This window comes from Streptomyces sp. NPDC058662, assembly GCF_042716255.1.
GTDB lineage: Bacteria > Actinomycetota > Actinomycetes > Streptomycetales > Streptomycetaceae > Streptomyces.
Window position 1 is genome coordinate 215,583 of record NZ_JBHXRU010000001.1, and the last position, 22,207, is coordinate 237,789.

Below are 22,207 nucleotides of genomic sequence, written 5' to 3' on the forward strand. Positions count from 1 at the left end.
ATGACTAGTTGGTGCCGATCTTGGCCAGCAGGTCCACGATGCGGCCCTGGACGTCCGCCGTGGTGGCCCGCTCGGCGAGGAAGAGCACGCTCTCGCCCGAGGCCAGCTTCGGCAGTTCGGCCGCCCCGATGCCCGCCGCCGTGTAGACCACCAGCGGCGTGCGGTTCAGCTGGCCGTTGGCACGCAGCCAGTCCACGATCCCGGCCCGCCGCCGACGTACCTGCATCAGGTCCATGACGACCAGATTGGGCCGTATCCGCGTCGCGAGTTCCACGGCGTCGGTGTCGGCGCCCGCCCGGGCGACCTGGAGTCCGCGCCGCTCCAGAGCGGCGGTCAGCGCGGTCGCGATCTCGTCGTGCTCCTCGATGAGCAGGACCCGGGACGGGTGCTGCTCGCTGTCGCGCGGCGCGAGCGCCTTGAGGAGAACAGCCGGATCCGCCCCGTACGCCGCCTCCCGCGTGGCGTGCCCGAGACCGGCCGTGACCAGTACGGGCACCTCGGCGGCCACCGCCGCCTGGCGCAGGGACTGCAACGCGGTCCGGGTGATCGGCCCGGTCAGCGGGTCCACGAAGAGGGCGGCGGGGAACGCGGCGATCTGCGCGTCCACCTCCTCGCGGGAGTGCACGATCACCGGGCGGTAGCCGCGGTCACTGAGCGCCTGCTGGGTCTGTACGTCCGGCGCGGGCCACACCAGCAGCCGGCGCGGGTTGTCCAGCGGCTCCGGAGGCAGCTCGTCGTCCACCGGGCGCGGAACGGGCCGGTTGACCACCTCGACCGCGCCGCCCGGTCCGTCGAGCGGCTCCGGACCCTCGTCGGAACCCGCCTCGGGAGCCCCTATGGCGAAGGCCCGACCCTGCGGAGCGGGCTCGGCCAGCCGGCGCCGGCGACCCGACCCCGAGCCGTTCGGATCGACGGAGATGCCCTGCCCGAGGGTGCCGAGCGCGCGCACGCTGATCGGCTGCGCCGCCTGTCCCTCCGCCGGAACGTCCTTCGACTGCCGGGCCCCGGGGACCGCCACCGGGCCGGCGGCACGGTCGTCCTCGGGAGCGGTCCGCGCCGCCGGAACGGGCCAGGCCGGATTGGCGGGCAACGCGCGCCGCCGACCGGTCGGCGGTACGGGTTCCTCCTCCGCCGGGACGGACGGCGCGCCGGGGATCCCGTCCTCCGCGGGGGGAGCACCGAGCACGCGGCGGCCGCGCCGTCCGCCCGGGGCGTCGGCGTCCCCGTCGGCCTCGACGGGAGCGGGGGCCGCACCGGCCATGGCGTGCGCCTGCGCGGCGGGCGGGGCAGGGGTCGGCCCGGCGGGCAGTGCGAAGCCGCCCTCGGGCGCGATGGGCCGGGCCGGGGCGGGAGCGGGACCGAGCCCGGTCGCCGGCACGGGCCCGCCGGACTGCACCGGACCGGGCGGGGCCAGGGGCCGCCGCCGGCCGGCGGGATGTTCGCTCACCGGAACCGGGGGGACCGGCACCGGCGGGAGCGCGGGCATGGCGTTGCCCTGCGGTGGGACGGGTCGCCCCGGGCCGCCCTGGGCGGCTTCGCCGCTGTCGTCGCCGGCCCGCCCGCGGCGGCGCCCGGTACCGAGCCCCGCGGGGTTCACCGGGGACTGCGCGAGCTCCGGACCGGCGTCGCCGCCCGCCTCGCCCGCCCGCCGCCGCCCGGACGGCAGCGCCAGCGCGCCCCCGGCCTCGGCCGGCTGCTCCGCTGCCGCCCCGCCCGGGGCGTCCGCGCCGTCCTCCAGGAAGGCGTCCACCCCGCGCCGGGCCCGCCGTCCGCCGGAGACCTTGCCGCCCGCTCCCGCTCCGCCCGCTCCGGGGCTCGCGGTCCCGGTGGCCGTGTCGCCGACCGGCTCCGCCGCCGGCTCGGGCAGGGTCACCGTCCCGGCTCCCGAACCCAGCGGCAACTCCAGTACGTAGGCCCCGCCGGGCGCGCCCGGCACCTCCACCGTCTGCAGCACGCCCCCGTGCGCGGCCACGATCCCGCGCACGATCGGCTCGTGCACCGGGCTCCCACCCTCGTACGGTCCGCGCACCTCGATGCGTACGACGTCCCCGCGCTGCGCGGCGGCCACGACGATCGTCGAGTCGCTGTAGCCGCTGCCCTGGCGGGTCTTGCCGGTGGCGTCCACGCCCGCGACGTCGGCGACCAGGTGCGCCAGCGCGGTCGCGATCCGCTCCGCGTCCACCTCGGCCTCGATCGTCGGCGCGTGCACGGCGAACTGCGCGCGGCCGGGCCCGATCAGCTCGACCGCTCCGTCGACGCCGGCCGCGACCACGGCGTTGATCAGGACCTTCTTCTTCGCGAGCCGGTCGCCGCCCGCGTCCAGGCGCTGGAAGCCGAGCACGTTGTCCACGAGCGTCGTCATCCGGGAGTACCCGGCGGCCAGGTGGTGGAGCAGCTGGTTGGCCTCGGGCCACAGCTGGCCCGCGTCGTCGGCGGCCAGCGTCGCCAGTTCCCCGCGCAGCTCGTCGAGCGGTCCGCGCAGAGAGTCCCCGAGGACGGCCAGCAGCTGGGCGTGGCGTGCGGCGAGGGCGTCGTAGGGCCGCCGGTCGGTGAACGTCATGACGGCGCCGACCAGCAGCTCCCCGTCCCGTACGGGCGAGGTGGTCAGGTCGACGGCGACGGGCTGCCCGGTCTTGTTCCACAGCACCTGGCCGCGGACGCGGTGCTTGCGGCCGCTGCGCAGGGTGTCGGCGAGCGGGGACTCCTCGAACGGGAACGGCGAGCCGTCCGCCCGCGAGTGCTGGACGAGCCCGTGCAGTTCGCGGTTGCCGAGGTCGGTGGCGCGGTAGCCGAGGATCTGCGCGGCGGCCGGGTTGACCAGCACCACGCGGCCGTCGGTGTCCGTGCCGACGACGCCCTCGGCGGCGGCGCGCAGGATCATCTCGGTCTGGCGCTGGGAGCGGGCCAGCTCGGCCTCGGTGTCCACGGTCTGCGAGAGGTCGCGTACGACCAGCATCAGCAGCTCGTCACCCGTGTAGCCGGGCTGCGGCTCGCGGTAGGCGTCACGGCCGTCGAGATGGGCACTGGTGACTTCGACGGGGAACTCGGAGCCGTCGGTGCGGCGGGCGGTCATGCGCGTGGGCTTGGTGCGGCCGCCCTCGTCCTCGCCGGGCCGCCGCATCGAGCCGGGGATCAGCTTGGAGTCGAACTCGGGCAGGAGGTCGAGCAGGCCCCGGCCGACCAGACCTGTGCCCGGGCTCTCCATGACCTCAAGAGCGATCGAATTCGCGTTGACGACCGTGCCGTTGGCATTGACGAGCAACAGCGCGTCCGGAAGCGCGTCGAGTATTGCTGCGAGGCGAGCAGCGCCTCGGGATGGCCTGCTGCTCACGACGAGCTTCCTCCCTGACCACAACTACCGGCATGTCACGGGAGGAGTCTAAGGCCACAGCCCCGCGGCGGGGTGGCCGATGGGCGGTGGATACCGCCCATCCCGCGCATCCTCCCAGGTCAGGAACGCCCACTCGGAAGGAGAGGTTCCAAGTCGTCCCAGCGGCTGATCTCGCAACCGTTCGTCCGGCGGAAGGTCGCGTCCACCCTGTGCCCGTTCCAGGATCCGGTGATGCGGGCGGTGGCGGGGCCGCCGTGCTGCATGGTGCAGACCTGCCGCTTGGAGACGGGGGCGAACGGGTCCTTCCCCTCCCTGGAGAGCTGCTCCAGCCGGGCGCAGGCGCCGGCCGCCTGCGGGTGGTCGCCGCCGGTGGGCTCGCATTCGAGCCGGTACTCGCGGTCCAACTGCCGGTTCCCGGTGTCGGCCATGGCGATGGTGAGCCGGTCGGGCGTGGCGAGCAGCCGGTCGAGGGGCAGTGGGGTGAGCGGGGGCAGCGGTCCGGCGGCCGCGGCGGCCAGGGCGGAGGTGACGGCGAAAGCGGCGAGACGCAGCATGGGGCACTCCAGGTCGTCCGTACGTCGTACGCCTGACCAACGACGGGAGCGCGCGGATGTTGCGTCCGGGTGCCGCGGCACCTCACGCGGCACCTCACGCGAACCTCTTGCGGCCCCTTGTCCTAAGGCTTTGCTCTGGGCCCTTCCGTCCTTGTACCGTGGGAGCGGATTGGTGACCGGCCCCGCGCCTGTGTCATCATCTGCACGCACCCTCGTACGTGGGGGTGTGCTGGAGGCGTCGCCTAGTCCGGTCTATGGCGCCGCACTGCTAATGCGGTTTGGGGCTTACCCCCCATCGAGGGTTCAAATCCCTCCGCCTCCGCACTTCACGAAGCCCCGGTCCTACTGGACCGGGGCTTCGGTGCGTTCTGCGCCGAGTCCATCCGATCGGGCGAGCCCCGCGCCCGATCCGGGCGCCCGAGGGCCTTCCGCGTGGGCGGCCGGATGATCTTCGGACGGGCTGTTTCCGCAGCTCAGGCGGGGTGCGGCTAATGGATTTCGCGTCCCGGCGAGGTCCATGTATTGTTGTTCTCGCAAGGCCAACGGGGCGCAAAACCCCAGCAGGCCAAGCACTCGTAGCTTAACGGATAGAGCATCTGACTACGGATCAGAAGGTTGCAGGTTCGAATCCTGCCGAGTGCACAGCAGCTCAGAAGCCCCGGACGAAAGTCCGGGGCTTCTGGCGTTTCCGGGCCGCGCAGTAGCGACCCGAGGACTGCCCCTGTGGTCCTCCTCAGTGGGGAGGCCTCCCCCGAGGGATGTCAGGGCACGTCTGGCTCTGGCGGGGGACGCGGGTTGCGCGGGCGGGTGGCTACGGTTCGGGGAGACCGACCGGCTACGAAAAACGGGGGCTCGCATGGGACTGTTCGGAAACGCGCACACCGTCGACCCGGTGTCGGCGCAGCGGGACTACGCGCGACTGCTGGGGCAGGGGGAGCAGGTGCACGCCGCCTACCTGCTCATCCGGGACACGATCCTGTTCACCGACCGGCGGTTGGTGCTCATCGACAAGCAGGGGATCACGGGCAAGAAGGTGGAGTACCACTCCGTCCCGTACCGGAGCATCACGCACTTCTCCGTGGAGACGGCCGGGCACTTCGATCTCGACGCCGAACTCAAGATCTGGATATCGGGGAGCTCGACACCGATCGAGAAGACCTTCACCAAGGGTGTCGACATCTACGAGGTGCAGGCGATCCTGACGCAGTTCGTCGCCCAGTAGACGGACGTTCCACGCGGGTAAGGGCGACTTCGCCAGATTGAGTTCTGTATAGAACGACAAAGTCGAACTAGGTTCGGTCTGGTAGGGCGATTGCAGGATCCGATACCGTCTTCCCGAGGGCCGACAGGCCCATGGGAGGAAGATCGCGTGGACGACATCGACCGGGCGCTCGTCCTGCGCCTGCAGCAGGACGCGGGCCAGTCCTACGCGGCGCTCGGCACCGCTGTCGGACTCTCGGCCGGGGCCACCCATGAGCGGGTACGCAAGCTCCGAGAGCGCGGGGTGATCCGGCGGACCACGGTCGACGTGGATCCGGCGGCGGTCGGCAGCGGGGTGCTCGCCTATGTGATGGTCGACTCCAACGCCTGGATGGGAGAGGCGGGCGAGGCGTTCGCCGACATCCCCGAGATTCAGGAGGCTCACATCATCGCGGGCAGCGCCTCGGTGCTGGTCAAGGTGCGGACGGCCTCGACCGGGCAGTTGCAGGACGTCCTGCGCAGGCTCTACGCCATCGACGGGGTCAGCGGTACGCACGCCACCGTGGTCCTGGACACCTTCTTCGAGCGGCCGGTGCCGCTGTGACCTGGTGGTGCACCGGGATCCGGTGGAACGACGGCCGGCCGGCGATCGGATGGTGCGGGGAGGGGTTCGCGGAGCGGGTGAGCCCGCTCGTGTACGGGCAGCGGCTGGCCTTCGCCGGGCGCGGGGAGCGGCGCTGCCTCGGTGTGCGCAGGGCCGGGAAGCGCACCGCCTGTCCCACGTCCGTCGTCGTACCCGGCCGCGTCGGCAACGCGCAGTGCCCCGAATGCGCCCGCCTCGACCGGTCGTTCTCGGTGGCCGCCGACACCAACGCGGCGGATCCGCGCACGTACCGGGTCTACCTGGCCTGGTTCGGGCCCGGGCTGGTCAAGGTCGGCATCACCGCCGAGGAGAGGGGGTCCGCGCGACTGCTGGAGCAGGCGGCGGTGGCGTGGACCTGGCTGGGCCGGGGTCCGCTCATGGCCGGCCGGCGTACCGAGGAGCTGCTGCGGGCGGCCCTCGGGGTGCCGGACCGGATCGCGTACAGCCGTAAGCGCGCGGTACGGGGGCACCTGCCGCCCGCGGCCGAACGGGCCCGGGAGGTCGCCGAGCTGTATGCCAGGGCGGCGGAGCTGCCCGGGTGGCCCGAGTCGCTGGAGCGGCTGGCATGCGAAGTCACCGATCACGCGGAGCCGTTCGGCCTCGAAGCGATCGGCGGGCCCAGCATGCCCGACGGGCCCAGCATGCCCGACGGGCCCGGCGGGCCCGGCGGGCTCGGCGGCGCCCCGGGGCCCGGCGTGCTCGACGGGCCGGGCGGGTTCGGGTGGGTGGTGACGGAGATGGTGGACGGTGGGGTGGTCGTGGGGCGGTTGGTGGGCGCCGCGGGGCCCGATCTGCACCTCGCGGACGGGTTGGTGGTGGACACCCGGCTGCTCGCGGGATGGCAGCTCACCACGCCCGCGGCGGAGGCCGTGACGGCGGTGCCGTTCACAGGGATCCCGATTGCGAGTGCTCCTGCGGCGGAGCAGGACGGACTGTTCTGAACGCTCCCGCCGGCGGTGCCGTGGTCAAGACTTGGATCCCTTCGGCCGCCCGAGGCCCATCGCGGTGGACAGGGCCGGGGGTCGGGACCGAGGGTGGGGGCATGAGCATCCCGCCGGTACCGGCCGCCACGGCTTTGCCCGCAACAGCTGAGGCGGTCCGCGCCTTCCGGGAGCGACTCGGGCTGCCCGGACTGGTCGACGTCCACACGCACTTCATGCCCGAACGGGTCCTGGACAAGGTGTGGCAGTACTTCGACGCCGTGGGACCCCTGACCGGCGTCGAATGGCCCATCACCTACCGGCACGAGGAGGAGCAGCGCGTCGCGCTGCTGCGGGAGTTCGGGGTCCGCGCCTTCACCGCCATGCTCTACCCCCACAAACCGGCCATGGCCGCCTGGCTCAACGCCTGGTCCGCCGACTTCGCCGCCCGGACCCCCGACTGCCTGCACACCGCGACCTTCTTCCCGGAGGAGGGCGTGTCCGCGTACGTCGGCCACGCGCTGGAGGGCGGGGCCCAGATCTTCAAGGCGCACCTCCAGGTGGGCGGGTACGACCCGAACGACGACCGCCTCGACCCGGTGTGGGGGCTGCTGGCCGAGGCCGGGGCCCCGATCGTGATCCACTGCGGCTCCGGGCCCGTCCCGGGCAAGCACACCGGCCCCGAGCCGATCGCCCGGCTGCTGGCCCGGCACCCGCGCCTGCCCCTGGTCATCGCCCATATGGGGATGCCCGAGTACGCGGACTTCCTCGACCTCGCCGACCGGTACACCGAGGTCCGCCTCGACACCACCATGGCCTTCACCGACTTCTCGGAGCAGTTCAGCGGCTTCCCGGCCGGTGACCTGGGGCGCCTCGCGGACCTCGGCGACCGGATCCTGCTCGGCACCGACTTCCCGAACATCCCCTACCCCTACGAGCACCAGCTGGAGGCGCTGGAGCGCCTCGGCCTCGGTGACGCGTGGCTGCGGGCCGTCTGCCACGACAACGGCGCCCGGCTCTTCCGCCTCCCGGACTGACCCCGGCCGCCCCCGTCCCCGTCCGCCCCGCCCCCCGTCGTCGCCCCCGTCGTCGCCGTCCTACCGTCGCCCCGTGTTTCTCAGGAGATTCACAGGGAGGAACAAGATCGCTCTCACGGGCGCCGGACAGCGTGGTCGCATGACTGCGACGACCACCTCCCCCGCGTCCACGTCCACCAGCGATCACGCCGCCCTGGTGCGGCCCGACGGCGGCCGCTGCCGGGTGCTCGTCGTCGACGACGAGGCCGCGCTCTCCGAGCTGCTGTCCATGGCCCTGCGCTACGAGGGCTGCGAGGTGCGCACCGCTGCCGACGGGGCCGGCGCCGTGCGGGCGGCGCGGGAGTTCCGGCCGGACGTCGTGGTCCTCGACGTCATGCTTCCGGACATGGACGGGCTCGCCGTCCTCGGCCGGCTGCGCCGGGAGCTCCCCCAGGTCCCCGTGCTGTTCCTGACCGCCAAGGACTCCGTGGAGGACCGGATCGCCGGTCTCACGGCGGGCGGCGACGACTACGTCACCAAGCCGTTCAGCCTGGAGGAGGTCGTCGCCCGTCTGCGCGGTCTGGTCCGACGCTCGGGCGCCGCGCAGGCGGCCCGCGGCGGCTCCGTACTGGCGGTGGGTGACCTGCGCCTCGACGAGGACAGCCACGAGGTCGTCCGGGCCGGCCGGGAGATCCATCTGACCGCCACCGAGTTCGAGCTGCTGCGCTATCTGATGCGCAACCCCCGGCGGGTGCTGAGCAAGGCGCAGATCCTGGACCGGGTGTGGTCGTACGACTTCGGCGGCCAGGCCAACGTGGTGGAGCTGTACATCTCCTACCTGCGCCGGAAGCTGGAGAGCGGCCCCGGGCTGCCGGCCATGATCCATACCCGGCGCGGTGCCGGCTACCTGATCAAGCCCGCCGAGCTGTGAGCTTCAGACCCCGACTGCGGATCCGGAAGCGGCCCCGAGACCGGGACCGGGACCGGCCTCCGTACCGGAAGCCGTTCCGGGCGCGGCGGACGTGGTCCCTGCGGACGCGGCTCGTCTTCTCGGCGGTGGCGCTCATCGCCGTGGTGGGCGCCGCGATCGGGACCGTCACGACCCTCGCCCTGCGCTCGTACCTGGTCGCCGAGCTCGACGACCAGCTCCGCACCTCCGTCAAGATGGCCGGCCACGGCCCCGGCGCCAAGGCGGTCCGGGACAGCGGCGCCGGGTTCGTCCTGGCCCCCGGCAACCCACTGGACGCCGTCGGGCTCCGGCTCGACCCCCGGGGCGCCGTCCTGGCGACCGCGCTCAACGCCCGCGGCGAGGGGCCTTCGTACGACCTCGGCCAGACGCTCACCGCGGCGCAGAGCGAGGCCTTGGCGCGCGCCGCCCGCGGCGCCGTCCTGGGCCGGGCCGGCCCGGTGGAGGCAGAGCTGCCGGGCCTCGGGGCCTACCGGGTGCTGACCGCTCCGGACGGAGGCCTGGCCCTCGGCTTCCCGCTGCGCGGGGTCGACTCCACCGTGCACACCCTGATCGGTGTCGAGGTGTCCGTCACCCTGGCCGGGCTGATCGCCGCCTCCCTCGCGGGGCAGGCGCTCGTCGGAGTCGCGCTCAGCCCCCTGCGCAGGGTCGCCGCCACCGCCACCCGCGTGTCCGAACTCCCGCTGCACAGCGGCGAGCCCGCCCTGAACGAACGCGTCCCGGACGCCGAAGCCGATCCCCGGACCGAGGTGGGCCAGGTCGGCGCGGCCCTGAACCGCATGCTGGGCCATGTCTCCTCCGCGCTCACCGCGCGCCAGGAGAGCGAGACCCGGGTCCGGCAGTTCGTCGCCGACGCCAGTCACGAGTTGCGCACCCCGCTGGCCTCCATCCGGGGATACGCCGAACTCACCCGGCGGGGGCGGGAGCAGCCGGGCCCCGACACCCGCCACGCCCTGGGCCGCATCGAGTCCGAGGCCACGCGGATGACCGGCCTGGTGGAGGACCTGCTGCTGCTGGCCCGGCTGGACGCCGGCCGCCCCCTGGTCACCGCCGACACGGACACCGACCTGGCCCCGCTCCTCGTCGACGCCGTCAGCGACGCCCGGGCCGCCGGTCCCGGACACCACTGGCGCCTGTGCCTGCCCGACGAACCCGCGACGGTGCGCGCCGATCCGGCCCGTATCCAGCAGGTGCTGGTCAACCTGCTCGCCAACGCCCGGACCCACACCCCGCCCGGCACCACCGTCACCGCCCGTGTTTCACGTGAAACATCCGCCGTCCGGCTGCGGATCGAGGACGACGGCCCGGGGATCGCACCCGCCCTGCTCCCCCACGTCTTCGAACGCTTCGCGCGCGGCGACGCCTCCCGCTCCCGGGCGGCCGGCTCCACCGGCCTCGGGCTCGCCATCGTCCAGGCGGTCGTCACGGCCCACGGCGGCCGGGTCGGCGTACGGAGCGAACCGGGCCGGACCCGCTTCGAGGTCCTGCTGCCGCGCGCCGGCCCGGCCGAGCCGCTACAACGCGCCGGCTCCACCGCCCCGGCCGAGCCGGACTCACAGACGGGGCACAGGCTCATCACACAGGGGTGACAGGGCGCGGAGCGAGGGTCGGTACATGCCAACCGATGCCTTCCCCGGGGCCCTCCCGGCCCGGGCGCCCCTCGCGCCCGTGCCCGGAGTGCCCGTGCTCGACGTGGTGATCCCGGTCTTCAACGAGGAGCGGGACCTCGGGCCGTGCGTGCGCCGCCTGCACGCGCACCTGGCCCGCACCTTCCCGTACCCCTTCCGGATCACCGTCGCGGACAACGCGAGTACCGACCGCACCCCCCAGGTGGCGGCGGCGCTGGCCGGCGCGTTGGAGGGCGTACGGGGAGTCCGGCTGGAGGAGAAGGGCCGGGGCAGGGCCCTGCGCACCGTCTGGGGCGCCTCCGACGCGCCCGTACTCGCGTACATGGACGTGGACCTCTCGACCGACCTGAACGCGCTGCTTCCGCTCGTCGCCCCGCTGATCTCCGGCCACTCCGACCTCGCCATCGGCACCCGCCTGGCCCGCTCCTCGCGGGTGGTGCGGGGAGCCAAGCGCGAGTTCGTCTCCCGCGCCTACAACCTCCTGCTGCGGTCCTCGCTCGCGGCCCGTTTCAGCGATGCCCAGTGCGGGTTCAAGGCCATCCGCCGGGAGGTGGCCGAGCGGCTGCTGCCGCTGGTGGAGGACACCGGCTGGTTCTTCGACACCGAGCTGCTCGTACTCGCCGAACGGGCCGGGCTCAGGATCCACGAGGTGCCGGTCGACTGGGTCGACGATCCCGAGTCGTCCGTGCACATCGCGAGGACCGCCGCCGAGGACCTCAAGGGCGTATGGCGGATAGGCAGGGCGCTGGCGCTCGGCGCGCTGCCGCTCGACCGGCTCGCCCGCCCCCTCGGCGACGACCCCCGCGACCGCGGCGCCCTGCCGGGCGTGGACGGCGGCCTGGCCCGTCAGCTGCTCGGCTTCTGCGCGGTCGGCGTCCTGTCCACGCTGCTCTACCTCTTCCTGTACTCCGCCTTCCGGGCCGGGGCCGGTCCGCAGCTCGCCAACGGCGCCGCCCTGCTGCTGTCGGCCGTCGCCAACACGGCCGCCAACCGCCGGTTCACCTTCGGGGTGCGCGGCCCGGACCGGGCCGTACGCCACCAGGCACAGGGACTGGTGGTGTTCGGCATCGGGCTCGCCCTGACCAGCGGCTCCCTGGCCGCACTCGCAGCGGCCACGCCCGAGCCCGCGCGCGGTACCGAACTGGCCGTGCTGATCACGGCCAATCTCGCCGCCACCGTGCTGCGGTTCCTGCTGTTCCGCGCCTGGGTCTTCCCCGAGCGGCGCGGCGCCACCCTCATGACACCGACGGACAAGGACACCCGATGACCACGGCAGCACCGCCGATCCTCCCGCCCGTCGTGGCCGGGGCCCGAACGGACCGGCCCCGCTGGGAACGCCCGTCCCTCGCCGGCCTCCTGATCGCCACCACCCTCCTGCTGCTGTGGGACCTGGGCGCGTCCGGCTACGCCAACTCCTTCTACTCCGCCGCCGTACAGGCGGGAAGTGAGAGCTGGAAGGCCTTCTTCTTCGGCTCCTCCGACGCCGGCAACTCCATCACCGTCGACAAGCCTCCGGCCGCCCTGTGGCCGATGATGCTGTCGGTCCGGCTGTTCGGGCTCGGCGCCTGGCAGATCCTCGTCCCGCAGGCGCTGATGGGCGTCGCGACCACCGCGGTCCTGTACGCCGCCGTACGCCGTCAGTTCGGACCCGGTGCGGCGCTGCTGAGCGGCGCCGTCCTCGCGCTCACGCCCGTCGCCGCGCTGATGTTCCGCTTCAACAACCCGGACGCGCTGCTGACCCTGCTCCTGACCGTCACGGTCGCCTGCGTGCTGCGGGCGCTGGAAGGGGCGCACACGCGCTGGCTGGTCTGGGCCGGAATCGCGGTCGGCCTCGCCTTCCTGACCAAGACCCTGCAGGCCTTCGTGATCCTGCCGCCGCTCGCCGTGCTGTACGCCGTCTGCGCGCCGACGCGGCTGCGCCGGCGCCTGGGGCAGGTGCTGCTCGCCGGTGCCGCCGCGGTGGTGACGGGCGGCTGGTGGGTCGCGGTCGTCGAACTCTGGCCGGCCCGTTCGCGCCCGTACATCGGCGGCTCGCAGACCAACTCCTTCCTGGAGCTGACCCTCGGATACAACGGCCTGGGGCGGATCAACGGCAACGAGGCCGGCAGCGTGGGCGGCGGCGCCAGGGCAGGCGGCGGTGGCGGCTGGGGGGAGACGGGCATCGACCGGCTCTTCGTCGGCAACATCGGCGGCCAGATCTCCTGGCTGCTGCCCGCGGCCCTGGTCCTTCTCGCGGCCGGACTGCTGATCACCTGGCGGGCCCGGCGGGCCACCGACTCGCTGGAGGGCATGGCTCGGGCGGCCTTCCTGGCCTGGGGCGGCTCCCTCCTGATCACGGCCGCGGTCTTCAGCTGCATGCAGGGGATCTTCCACGAGTACTACACCGTGGCGCTGGCCCCCTTCGTGGCCGCACTCGTGGGGATGGGGGTCTCGGTGCTGTGGGAGGAACGCGGCAGCCGACCGGCCGCGCTCGCCCTGTCCGGCGTCCTGGCGCTGACCGCCGTCTGGTCGTACGTCCTGCTCGGCCGGGCCGCGGGGTACGTGCCGTGGCTGCGCTGGACGGTCCTGGCGGCCGGGCTGCTCGCGGCGGCCGCACTGCCGTTCGCCGTCCGGGTGGGCCGCCGGCTCGTCCCGGCCACGGCGGCGCTCGCGCTGGGAGCGGCGCTGGCCGGCCCGTTCGCGTACTGCCTGACCACCGTGACGACGGCGCACACCGGCTCCATCGTCACGGCCGGACCGGCGGTGGCGGGAGCCCGGGGCGGACCCGGCGCCATGATGCGGGCCCCCTCCGGCGGGGAGCGGCCGGGCGGCGCGGGTGTACCGCCAGGCGCCCAGGGCGCCCCGAACGGCCAGGCCGCCCCCGGCGGTCAAGGAGCCCCGAACGGCCAAGCCGCCCCCGGCGCCCCGGACGGCCGGGCGGCCCAGGGCGGCCCCGGGAGCCGCGGCCCCGGCCTGGACGGGCGCGGCCCCGAGCGCGACGGCGGTGGTCAGGGCGGTCCCGGCGGGCTGCTCGGCGGTACCCGCGTCGCCGCGGAGGCCACCGCGGCGCTGCGCACCGACGCCGCGCGGTACACCTGGGCGGCGGCTGCCATCGGATCGCAGAACGCGGCGAGCTACCAGCTGGCCTCCGGGGCGCCGGTGATGCCGGTCGGCGGCTTCAACGGCAGTGACCCCTCCCCGACCCTGGAGCGGTTCAAGGAGTACGTGGAGGCCGGCGAGATCCACTGGTTCATCGCGCAGGGCGGCGGCTCGGCCGGCGGCGCGGAGGCAGGCACCCGGGGCGGCGGCCGCCCCGGCGGTGCGGCCGGCACGGCCATCGAGAACTGGGTCGAGGCCACCTTCACGGCGTCCACCGTCGGCGGTGCCGTGTTCTACGACCTGACGAGCCCGACGCACAGCGGCTCCTGACCCGGATCGACGAAGGCCGCCCCCGAGGAGAGGGGCGGCCTTCGCCTGGTGCGCCGGTCGGTCCGGGCCCGGGTCAGACCCGGGCGGCCGATCCGGCGGGGGTCGTGACCGCGGCCGCGGCCGTCGGGGCGTCCAGCGGCGTGGCGGACGCCGTCGGCGCCGCCGGGCCGGACTTCAGCGGGACCTCCTTGATGAACAGCACGAGGACGAGACCGAGCAGCGCGAACGGGGCCGCGTAGAGGAACACGTCGCCGACGCCGTGCCCGTACGCGGACTCGATCACCTCGCGGAGCGGCGCGGGCAGCTTGTCGAGGTCGGGGATCGCGCCGCCGCCGGTACCGCCGTGGCCCATGGCCGCCGCCTTCGGCCCGAGTGCGGCGAGGCCGTCCTGCACGTAGTGCGTGACCCGGTTGGCCATGACCGCGCCCAGCGCGGACACGCCCACGGCGCCGCCCAACGAGCGGAAGAAGGTGACGACGGAGCTGGCGGCGCCCAGGTCCTCGGGGGCCACCTGGTTCTGGGTCGCGAGGACGAGGTTCTGCATCATCATGCCGAGCCCGAGGCCGGTCAGGGCCATGTAGACGGCGATGTGCCAGTACGGGGTGTCGTACCGCAGGGTGCCGAGCAGGCCGAGCCCCGCTGTCAGGAGCACGCCGCCGGAGACGAGCCAGGCCTTCCACCTGCCGGTCTTGGTGATCACCTGGCCCGAGAGGGTGGAGGAGACGAAGAGCCCGGCGATCATCGGAATCGTGAGGACCCCGGACATCGTCGGCGACTCGTTGCGCGCCAACTGGAAGAACTGGCTGAAGAACACGGTCCCCGCGAACATGGCGACGCCCACGAACAGCGAGGCCGCCGAGGCGAGGGTGATGGTCTTGTTCCGGAAGAGCCGCAGCGGGATGATCGGGTCGCTCGCGCGGGACTCCACGAGGACGAACAGGAGGCCGAGCGCCACCGCGCCGCCGGTCATGGCCCAGGTCTGCCAGGAGATCCAGGCGTAGGAGTCGCCGGCCTGGGTGACCCAGATCAGCAGCAGCGAGACGGCCCCGCTGACGAGGAGGGCGCCGAGCCAGTCGACCTTGACGTCACGGCGCACCACCGGCAGCCGCAGCGTCTTCTGCAGCACGATCAGCGCGATGATCGCGAAGGGCACGCCGACGTAGAAGCACCAGCGCCAGCCCAGCCACGAGGTGTCGGTGATGACACCGCCGAGCAGCGGCCCGCCGACGGTGGCGACGGCGAAGACCGCGCCGAGGTAGCCGCTGTAGCGGCCGCGCTCGCGCGGGGAGATCATCGCGGCCATCACGATCTGGGCGAGCGCGGACAGGCCGCCGACGCCGATGCCCTGCACCACGCGGCAGGCGATGAGCATGCTCGTGTTCTGGGACATGCCCGCGACCACGGAGCCGAGGACGTAGATCACCAGGGATATCTGGACCAGCAGCTTCTTGCTGAAGAGGTCGGACAGCTTGCCCCACACCGGGGTCGCCGCCGTCATGGACAGCAGGGCCGCCGTGACCACCCAGGTGTACGAGGACTGCGTCCCGCCGAGGTCGCTGATGATCTGGGGCAGGGCGTTGGAGACGATCGTGGAGGACAGGATCGCCACGAACATGCCGAGCATCAGCCCGGACAGCGCCTTCATGATCTGCGGGTGGGTCATGGACGTGCTGTCGGACGTCGTCTCCGACCGGCCGTCGCCTCCCCGCACGTCGGTGGGTGTGGTCGTAGCCATGCGTTTCCTTAAGTACTAGAGGTACGAGAAGCTCGATCGGAGTCGAGCCAGCAGGGTGTTGAGTGCGTCGATGTCCTCGGCCGGCCAGTCGGCCAGTGCTCTCTCCAGCGCGCCCGTGTACCGGGCGCCGAGCTCGGTGAGCAGGTCCCGGCCCGCGGGGGTGAGCCGCAGGATGCGGCAGCGGCCGTCGCCCGGGTCGGTCTCGCGCGCTATCCAGCCCCGGTCGGCCACGTGCGCCACGTGCCTGCTGGTCACCGAGATGTCGACCGCCATGAGCTCGGCCAGCCTGCTCAGCCGCATCTCGCCGTGTCGGTCGAGGACGGTGAGGACGGCGGCGGCGCCGGCCGGGCAGTGCCCGGGCAGGCTGCGGACCAGCTCGCGCTTGACCGCGCCGATCCCGGTGAGCTGGCGGGCCAGCTCGCGGTACCGGGCGCCGCCTCCGGCCGCCGGGGTACGGGAGGCCGCCGGGGCGCCGCCCGGTGCGGTGTCCGCGACGGCCGAACGCGCAGTGGTGGGAGTGGTCACCGGACAGCCCCTCATCTTGTTGCTTAGAGCAACCATAGAAGCGGATGGTTGCTACAGGCAAATGAATCGGGGGCTGGGGCGGTAAAAGAATCGGAAAACCCGCTAGGGTCCTGCTCCATGGCTGCGAACAACAACTCACAGGGCCCCGAGGGAAACTACGACCCCGCGGGCAGCACTCAGATGTTCCGCGCGTTCGTCGAGGAGGCCGCTCCGGCCCGGCAGGCGGGGCCGGGAGCGCGGCAGGAGCGCCGCGCGGGGCAGAAGGAGGGCGGCTCGAACCAGGCCGTCCGGGTGGGGCTGGCCGTCGCGCTCGTGCTCTGCCTCGGCGCGGCGCTCTGGGTGGTCCTGCACTGAGGCCCGGCGGGCCGCCTCCTGCGGACTCCCTGCGGATCCCGCCCGAGCCGCGCGGTCCGAGGAGGCGACCCGGCCCGTACGGCGGACCCCGCGCGGGGTCCGGTCCCGCCGTCGCCCCTCAGTTCCAGGCCGCGGTGACCTTCCGGGTCTCCACCCGCATGCCGAGCGGGACCCGCCAGGACTCCACGCACACCGTGTAGGCCTGCGTCTTCGAGGCCCCGCCCGCGATCGGCGCGGGCAGCGGCTGGGTGGTGGTGATCGTCGCCCAGTCGATGCCGAGCGCGCCGATGATGTGCGTCGCGAAGCTGACCGTCCCCGAGCGGGCGGCGGTCGTTCCGGCGTTGGTGAAGGTGACCGTGACCCGCTCGCACCAGCGGTCGGCCGCGCCCGCCCTGGCCGGGGCGGACAGCGTCAGCCGAGCCGCGGTGGCCGGGGGCGGTGCAGGGGGCGTCGTACCGGGCCCGGTGCCCGGGCGCGTCGGCGTGCCGGGAGTGCCCGGCGGGCTCTGCGGCGTACCGGGGCCGGTCGGCGGGAGCGGTGCCGAGGGCGTGCCGGGTGCCGGGGCGGTACGCCCCGGTCCGGCACCGACCGGCGCTCCGCCGCTGCCGCCGCCCGGGGCGCGGGCTCCCGATGTGCCTCCCGGCGTACCGGGCGATGTGTCCGACGCGGCGCCCGGGGGCGCGGCGGCCGACGCGGAGGAGGCGCCGGCCGTCGAGGGGCCCCCGAGCCGGTGGAACTCCACCCGCCCCCGCGGCGCCACGTTGTCCCCGGCGCCCCGTTCGGGGCCGGGGGCCGCCGCGCCCACGGCGGTGTAGCCGTCCCGCGCCGGTCCGCCGCAGCCGGTGAGGCCCGCGGCGGTCGCGCAGCACAGGGCGAGGAGTGCGGCCGTGCGGGGTCCCGTTCGCATCGCGCCAGTTTTACTGACGCTCCGTCAATTGGGAACCCCGCCGGGTCGGCCGGGTCGGATCACTCTCCGATGAGGCCCACGCGCAGCTGTGCGAGGGTCCGGGTGAGCAGCCGGGAGACGTGCATCTGGGAGATGCCGACCTCCTCGCCGATCTGCGACTGCGTCATGTTCGCGAAGAACCGCAGCATGATGATCTGGCGCTCCCGGGGCGGGAGCTTGGCGAGCAGCGGCTTGAGGGACTCCCGGTACTCGACGCCCTCCAGCGCGGTGTCCTCGTAGCCGAGCCGGTCCGCGAGCGAGCCCTCGCCGCCCTCGTCCTCGGGAGAGGGCGAGTCCAGCGAGGAGGCGGTGTAGGCGTTGCCCACGGCGAGGCCGTCGACGACGTCCTCCTCGGAGACCCCGAGCACGGCGGCGAGCTCCGGCACGGTCGGCGAGCGGTCCAGCTTCTGGGCGAGCTCGTCGCTGGCCTTCGTCAGCGCCAGGCGCAGCTCCTGGAGGCGGCGCGGGACGCGCACGGACCAGGAGGTGTCCCGAAAGAATCGTTTGATCTCGCCCACGACGGTCGGCATGGCGAACGTCGGGAACTCCACGCCGCGTTCGCAGTCGAACCGGTCGATCGCCTTGATCAGGCCGATGGTGCCGACCTGGACGATGTCCTCCATCGGCTCGTTGCGGCTGCGGAACCGGGCGGCGGCGTACCGCACCAGGGGCAGGTTCAGCTCGATCAGGGTGTCGCGCACGTACGCCCGGTCGGGGCTGTCCGCGTCCAGGGCGGCGAGCCGCTGGAAGAGCGAGCGGGAGAGGGTGCGGGTGTCGATGGCTTCCGAGCGGTCAGGCGCCGGCAGAGCTGCCGGCGTCGGGCTCTTGACGAGCGTGAGCACCTTGGAGCTGCCCTGGTCTACGGACATGCCACCCCCTTGAGGTCGCGGACGGTCGCGTACGGCGCGCCCGTCGGAGGAACGCAGCCTCCACCTGAATACCGGAGGCGGAGCTGCGGCAAACGCGGTTCCAGCAGAATGTCACATGTCGGCAACACGCTGTAGCGCCATGTCGACATATATCTCCAGCGACAGAACGGGCGAGTCCGATCTGTCGGAAACGTGTGGATGATCTCCACTCGTTCCGGTTACGCCTCGATCCTGTTTGCGGATCGCAGCCGGGCGAAGCTCCGGGCGAGGAGGCGGGAGACGTGCATCTGGGACACACCCAGCTCGGCGCTGATCTGGGACTGCGTCAGGTTGTTGTAGTACCGCAGGAGCAGGATCCGCTGTTCCCGTTCGGGCAGTTGTACGAGCAGATGGCGTACGAGGTCGCGGTGCTCGACCCCCGCCAGCTCGGGGTCCTCGTAACCGAGCCGGTCCAGCAGGCCGGGCATGCCGTCGCCCTCCTGGGCGGCCTCCAGTGAGGTGGCGTGGTAGCTCCGGCCGGCTTCGATGCAGGACAGCACCTCGTCCTCGGTGATGCGCAGCCGCTCGGCGATCTCGGAGGTGGTCGGGGTGCGGCCGTGGAGGGTGGTGAGGTCCTCGGTGGCGGCGTTGACCTGGACCCACAGCTCGTGGAGGCGGCGCGGCACGTGGACGGTGCGGACGTTGTCGCGGAAGTACCGCTTGATCTCGCCCACGACGGTCGGCATCGCGAAGGTCGGGAACTGCACGCCGCGTTCCGGATCGAAGCGGTCGATGGCGTTGATCAGTCCGATGGTGCCGACCTGGACCACGTCCTCCATCGGCTCGTTGCGGCTGCGGAAGCGGGCCGCCGCGTACCGGACGAGCGGGAGGTTGGCCTCGATCAGTGCCCCGCGCACCCGGTTGTGCTCGCTGGTGCCCGGCTGCAGGCCCTTCAACTGCCCGAAGAGGACCTGCGTGAGGGCCCGGGTGTCCGCGCCCCGGCTCGACGGCCTCGGTGCGATCGGTGCGATCGGTGCGGGGGAGTCGGCGGATGCGGGGGGTGCGAGAGCGGTGACGGGCGCGACCTGTGCGACCGGAGTGGCTTGGGCCGTCTGAGTCTGGGTCGTCTGGGTCGTCTGGGCCGCCTGCGGCCCCAGCGCGGCCGGGGGCTCCTCGCCCGGCTCCTGGCGGGCCTCCTGCTGCGCCGCGCGCCGGGGTTCCTGCCGGGACTCCGGCTGGAGCGGCACCTGAGGGTCCTGCTGGGGTGGCACCTGAGGCGCAGTACTGGCCGGCACGGTCACGCCACCCCTTCGGTCAACTCATCGGTCAAAAGCGGTCATAGCATCACAAGAGATGTGCACTGTACGCAAGCACCGTATAGCGCCGTGTTGAGGGCAAGTTGGGCATACCGGGATATTGCGGCAAATGGTGGGTACGCAAAAAGCCCCCCACCCGTCGGAGTGGGGGGCCGAAACATCCGGAAGCCGCTTCAGCGTACGGGGTCAGTTCACCAGTTCGGTCATGAACTCGCCGATCCCGGACGCGGCATCCGAGATCCCCTGGAAGCCTATTTGCACGAAGTCGGCGGCTTTCACCGGTTCAGTGATGATCACGAAGAGGACGAAGACGACGAGTGCGCCCACGACGAGCTTCTTGGTGTCCATGAGCGGTGTCGGCCTCCCCAACCGGTCCTGCAAAGTCGGGTGAGTCTAACCGGTCAGGTTTGGACACTCACCTGCCCTTTAAGGACCAATGACCTGGCAGTCCAGGCCCTTTGCCGTCGGGCCGGTCGCGGGGAGGGGCGCAGGATGGGGGTGAGCCCACCGGTTCTGGCAGGAAACCGGCGGGTGAGGGACAGGACCTCACTGCGGGGTCCGAGCCGCGGGCTTCCCCCTGAACGCGGCTGGGACTGGCAGGTCCTGTCCTCGTCGGGGGAAGTGGCTTGTCCCCCCGATGTCACTTCCCCCGTCCGCACGCGGAAGGCCCCCACCTCGGTCGGGGCCTTCCGCGTCCCGCTACTCCAGCCCGCCGGCCAGGCCGAGGACGGGCTGGACGGGGTCGATCACGGGCGACAGCTGGTTGGGCAGGTCCATCAGCTGGTTGAGCTGGTTCAAGTCGTTGAGCTTGGCGCCGATCTCCTGGACGGAGCCCGGGGTGGCCCCCGTCGGCATGCCCGGCGCCGCCGTCGGCAGGTCCGGGAGGGTGATGGGGGCGAGTTCGGCGGCGGAGGCGGCGGGTGCGGCGAGGCCCGCGGCGGCCCCCGCGAGGGCGATGGCGGCGAGCATGCGCTGGGTCTTGGTCATGCCGTGACAACGGCCGAGGCGGCGGGCGGTCACGCGGAGGTCCTGTGGAAAGACGCGCCCGCGGGCCGCGGGCGGCCGAACGCACGTACGTGCACCGGGCCCGGTCGGCGCCGGACGCCTGGTTCCGGGCGGGTACGGGGCCGGCCCCGCGCTCCGCGGCCACCCGTACGTACGCCGAGAGCCCCGACCCTTGCGGGGCGGGGCTCTCGGTTCAGAGCGGTAGCGGTGGGATTTGAACCCACGGATAGCTTGCACCATCACACGCTTTCGAGGCGTGCTCCTTCGGCCGCTCGGACACGCTACCGAGAGAGAGCTTAGCCCAAGGTGCCCCGTGTGTTGAAATCCGTATCCGGTGGGGCGGCCGGGGGCCGGTTCCGCCCGGTCCCGGCCGGGCTCACAGGCTTCGGAAGAAGCCGGTCAGCTGCCGCGCGCACTCCTGCGCGAGGACGCCGCGGACCACTTCGGGCCGGTGGTTGAGCCTGCGGTCCCGGACGAGGTCCCACAGGGATCCGGCCGCGCCCGCCTTCTCGTCGTCCGCGCCGTAGACGACCCGGGCCACCCGCGACTGCACCAGCGCGCCCGCGCACATCACGCACGGCTCCAGGGTCACCACGAGGGTGCACCCCGGCAGCCGCCACGCGCCGAGCCGCGCTGCCGCCCGGCGCAGCGCCACCACCTCGGCGTGCGCCGTGGGGTCGCCGGTCGCTTCGCGCTCGTTGTGACCGGTGGCGAGGAGTTCCCCGTCCGGACCGAGTACGACGGCGCCGACCGGCACGTCGCCGGCCGGCACCGCCCGGGCGGCCTCCTGGAGCGCCAAGCGCATGGAGGCCCGCCACGGGTCCCGTACGGGATCGGGGTCGTGCGCCTCGTCCGTGTGGCTCGTGTCGTCCGTGTCGTTCACGTCCCGCGTCTCGTGCGTGCCGGTCGCGCCGTACGGGTCGGTGGCAGGGGGCGTTCGGGGGCCGGTCACTAGCGGACGGCCTCCAGCACCTCGGTGGCGCCGAGCGAGTCGGCGATCTCCGAGAGCGCGTCTCCGTCGAGGGTCATCAACGCCTTGTGGGTCACCCCGAGGTCGTCCAGCAGCCGGGGGTCTCCGAGCGGACCGGCGGGCACCGGTTCCGCGGCCGGCCCGTCGGCCTCCGCCTCGCTGTCGTCCTCGTCGGTGAAGGCGGCGACGGTCTCCTCCTCGCCGTCCTCGGTGCCGTCGAGGTCCAGGTCGTCGAGTTCGTCGTCCTCCTCGTCGCTGCCCAGCAGCTCTTTGGTCAGCATCGAGCCGTAGGAGCTGCGGGCGGCCGCGGAGGCGTTCGATACGAAGTACCGAGGGTCCTCCTCGCCGTCCACGCGGACGACGCCGAACCAGGCGTCCTCCTGCTCGATGAGGGCGACCACCGTGTCGTCGTCGACAGCGGCGGAACGGGCGAGATCGATCAGATCACTGAGGGACTCGACATTGTCGAGTTCCATGTCGCTCGCTTCCCACCCGTCTTCGGTGCGCGCGAGCAGTGCGGCGAAGTACACCGTGACTCTCCCACTGGTCTTAGGCATGCCGGTTGGAGGTCCCCCCGGCCGGAGGGTGGGGCAAAAGCGGCCGTGATGCGAGCCGTCCGTGCCCCGCCCAATCGGCATCGTGGCAGAAACGGCGGCTCCGCGAGAGGTCTTCCGCGCTTGCGTCGTGCCGTGCCGTGTGCCGTGCGGCACGGGCGCGGCCCGTGGGGCGGCGGTGCCGTGCGGGGGCCGGATCCCTGGCGGGGCTTGCCCGGGGCCGCTCTCCGCCGGGGCCGCGGGCCCGCGGTGCCCCCCGGGCGCGCCGGGCCGCCCCGCGCGGGTTG

20 protein-coding genes and 3 tRNA genes are annotated in these 22,207 nt (G+C 73.2%); 11 read left to right on the plus strand and 12 right to left on the minus strand.

Annotated features, from left to right (window positions below; translation table 11 throughout):
- Positions 1 to 4: 4 nt before the first annotated feature.
- Positions 5 to 3,331 (minus strand): PAS domain-containing protein, encoded by a 3,327-nt coding sequence (locus ACFWUQ_RS01040; protein ID WP_384531306.1) that lies wholly within the window; start codon positions 3,329 to 3,331, stop codon positions 5 to 7.
- Positions 3,332 to 3,450: 119 nt separating this feature from the next.
- Positions 3,451 to 3,885 carry an SSI family serine proteinase inhibitor gene (locus tag ACFWUQ_RS01045; protein ID WP_384531307.1) on the minus strand — a complete coding sequence of 145 codons (435 nt, stop codon included), beginning with the start codon at positions 3,883 to 3,885 and terminating at the stop codon, positions 3,451 to 3,453.
- A 231-nt stretch (positions 3,886 to 4,116) separates the two neighbouring features.
- Between ACFWUQ_RS01045 and ACFWUQ_RS01050 the strand changes: the two genes are divergently transcribed.
- The 10 genes from ACFWUQ_RS01050 (at position 4,117) to ACFWUQ_RS01095 (ending at position 13,667) form a co-directional block, all read left to right on the plus strand.
- Positions 4,117 to 4,207: transfer RNA gene (locus ACFWUQ_RS01050), tRNA-Ser, on the plus strand.
- A gap of 247 nt (positions 4,208 to 4,454) precedes the next feature.
- Positions 4,455 to 4,527 (plus strand) — tRNA-Arg (locus ACFWUQ_RS01055).
- Between the two features lie 214 nt (positions 4,528 to 4,741).
- Positions 4,742 to 5,107: a PH domain-containing protein gene (locus ACFWUQ_RS01060; protein ID WP_384531309.1), complete on the plus strand. Its 366-nt coding sequence runs from the start codon at positions 4,742 to 4,744 to the stop codon at positions 5,105 to 5,107.
- Positions 5,108 to 5,254: 147 nt separating this feature from the next.
- Entirely contained in the window at positions 5,255 to 5,689 is a 435-nt protein-coding gene (locus tag ACFWUQ_RS01065; protein ID WP_384531311.1) for an Lrp/AsnC family transcriptional regulator, read from the plus strand.
- Entirely contained in the window at positions 5,686 to 6,669 is a 984-nt protein-coding gene (locus ACFWUQ_RS01070; RefSeq protein WP_384531313.1) for a DUF2797 domain-containing protein, read from the plus strand. The genes ACFWUQ_RS01065 and ACFWUQ_RS01070 overlap by 4 nt, the downstream gene beginning before the upstream one ends.
- A gap of 101 nt (positions 6,670 to 6,770) precedes the next feature.
- Positions 6,771 to 7,685, plus strand: coding sequence for an amidohydrolase family protein (locus tag ACFWUQ_RS01075; protein WP_384531315.1), 915 nt, complete (start codon positions 6,771 to 6,773; stop codon positions 7,683 to 7,685).
- 139 nt (positions 7,686 to 7,824) lie between these two features.
- Positions 7,825 to 8,595 carry a response regulator transcription factor gene (locus ACFWUQ_RS01080; RefSeq protein ID WP_384531317.1) on the plus strand — a complete coding sequence of 257 codons (771 nt, stop codon included), beginning with the start codon at positions 7,825 to 7,827 and terminating at the stop codon, positions 8,593 to 8,595.
- A gap of 98 nt (positions 8,596 to 8,693) precedes the next feature.
- Positions 8,694 to 10,220, plus strand: coding sequence for a sensor histidine kinase (locus ACFWUQ_RS01085; protein ID WP_384531350.1), 1,527 nt, complete (start codon positions 8,694 to 8,696; stop codon positions 10,218 to 10,220).
- 25 nt (positions 10,221 to 10,245) lie between these two features.
- Positions 10,246 to 11,526 carry a glycosyltransferase gene (locus ACFWUQ_RS01090; RefSeq protein ID WP_384531318.1) on the plus strand — a complete coding sequence of 427 codons (1,281 nt, stop codon included), beginning with the start codon at positions 10,246 to 10,248 and terminating at the stop codon, positions 11,524 to 11,526.
- Positions 11,523 to 13,667: a glycosyltransferase family 39 protein gene (locus tag ACFWUQ_RS01095; protein WP_384531319.1), complete on the plus strand. Its 2,145-nt coding sequence runs from the start codon at positions 11,523 to 11,525 to the stop codon at positions 13,665 to 13,667. Before ACFWUQ_RS01090 ends, ACFWUQ_RS01095 begins: the two co-directional genes overlap by 4 nt.
- Positions 13,668 to 13,740: 73 nt before the next feature.
- On the opposite strand, the gene ACFWUQ_RS01100 is transcribed toward ACFWUQ_RS01095, so the two are convergent.
- Positions 13,741 to 15,402, minus strand: coding sequence for an MDR family MFS transporter (locus tag ACFWUQ_RS01100; protein ID WP_384531321.1), 1,662 nt, complete (start codon positions 15,400 to 15,402; stop codon positions 13,741 to 13,743).
- Positions 15,403 to 15,417: 15 nt separating this feature from the next.
- Complete coding sequence (locus tag ACFWUQ_RS01105; protein ID WP_384531352.1) at positions 15,418 to 15,819, minus strand: MarR family winged helix-turn-helix transcriptional regulator; 402 nt, start codon at positions 15,817 to 15,819, stop codon at positions 15,418 to 15,420.
- 225 nt (positions 15,820 to 16,044) lie between these two features.
- Between ACFWUQ_RS01105 and ACFWUQ_RS01110 the strand changes: the two genes are divergently transcribed.
- Complete coding sequence (locus ACFWUQ_RS01110; RefSeq protein WP_384531323.1) at positions 16,045 to 16,281, plus strand: hypothetical protein; 237 nt, start codon at positions 16,045 to 16,047, stop codon at positions 16,279 to 16,281.
- A 118-nt stretch (positions 16,282 to 16,399) separates the two neighbouring features.
- Here the strand turns inward: ACFWUQ_RS01110 and ACFWUQ_RS01115 are convergent, their stop codons facing one another.
- The 8 genes from ACFWUQ_RS01115 to ACFWUQ_RS01150 form a co-directional block, all read right to left on the minus strand.
- Positions 16,400 to 17,188: a hypothetical protein gene (locus ACFWUQ_RS01115; RefSeq protein ID WP_384531325.1), complete on the minus strand. Its 789-nt coding sequence runs from the start codon at positions 17,186 to 17,188 to the stop codon at positions 16,400 to 16,402.
- Positions 17,189 to 17,247: 59 nt separating this feature from the next.
- Positions 17,248 to 18,096 (minus strand): RNA polymerase sigma factor SigF, encoded by an 849-nt coding sequence (locus ACFWUQ_RS01120; RefSeq protein WP_384531327.1) that lies wholly within the window; start codon positions 18,094 to 18,096, stop codon positions 17,248 to 17,250.
- A gap of 218 nt (positions 18,097 to 18,314) precedes the next feature.
- Entirely contained in the window at positions 18,315 to 19,106 is a 792-nt protein-coding gene (locus tag ACFWUQ_RS01125) for an RNA polymerase sigma factor SigF (protein WP_384531354.1), read from the minus strand.
- Positions 19,107 to 19,577: 471 nt separating this feature from the next.
- On the minus strand, positions 19,578 to 19,739 hold the full coding sequence (locus ACFWUQ_RS01130) for a hypothetical protein (RefSeq protein WP_384531329.1): 162 nt from the start codon (positions 19,737 to 19,739) through the stop codon (positions 19,578 to 19,580).
- 351 nt (positions 19,740 to 20,090) lie between these two features.
- Positions 20,091 to 20,411: a hypothetical protein gene (locus ACFWUQ_RS01135; RefSeq protein ID WP_384531331.1), complete on the minus strand. Its 321-nt coding sequence runs from the start codon at positions 20,409 to 20,411 to the stop codon at positions 20,091 to 20,093.
- A gap of 184 nt (positions 20,412 to 20,595) precedes the next feature.
- A tRNA-Ser gene (locus ACFWUQ_RS01140) sits at positions 20,596 to 20,682 on the minus strand.
- Positions 20,683 to 20,772: 90 nt separating this feature from the next.
- Positions 20,773 to 21,201 (minus strand): tRNA adenosine(34) deaminase TadA, encoded by a 429-nt coding sequence (tadA, locus tag ACFWUQ_RS01145; protein WP_384531355.1) that lies wholly within the window; start codon positions 21,199 to 21,201, stop codon positions 20,773 to 20,775.
- Between the two features lie 146 nt (positions 21,202 to 21,347).
- Positions 21,348 to 21,896 (minus strand): hypothetical protein, encoded by a 549-nt coding sequence (locus ACFWUQ_RS01150; RefSeq protein ID WP_384531357.1) that lies wholly within the window; start codon positions 21,894 to 21,896, stop codon positions 21,348 to 21,350.
- Between the last annotated feature and the right edge of the window lie 311 nt (positions 21,897 to 22,207).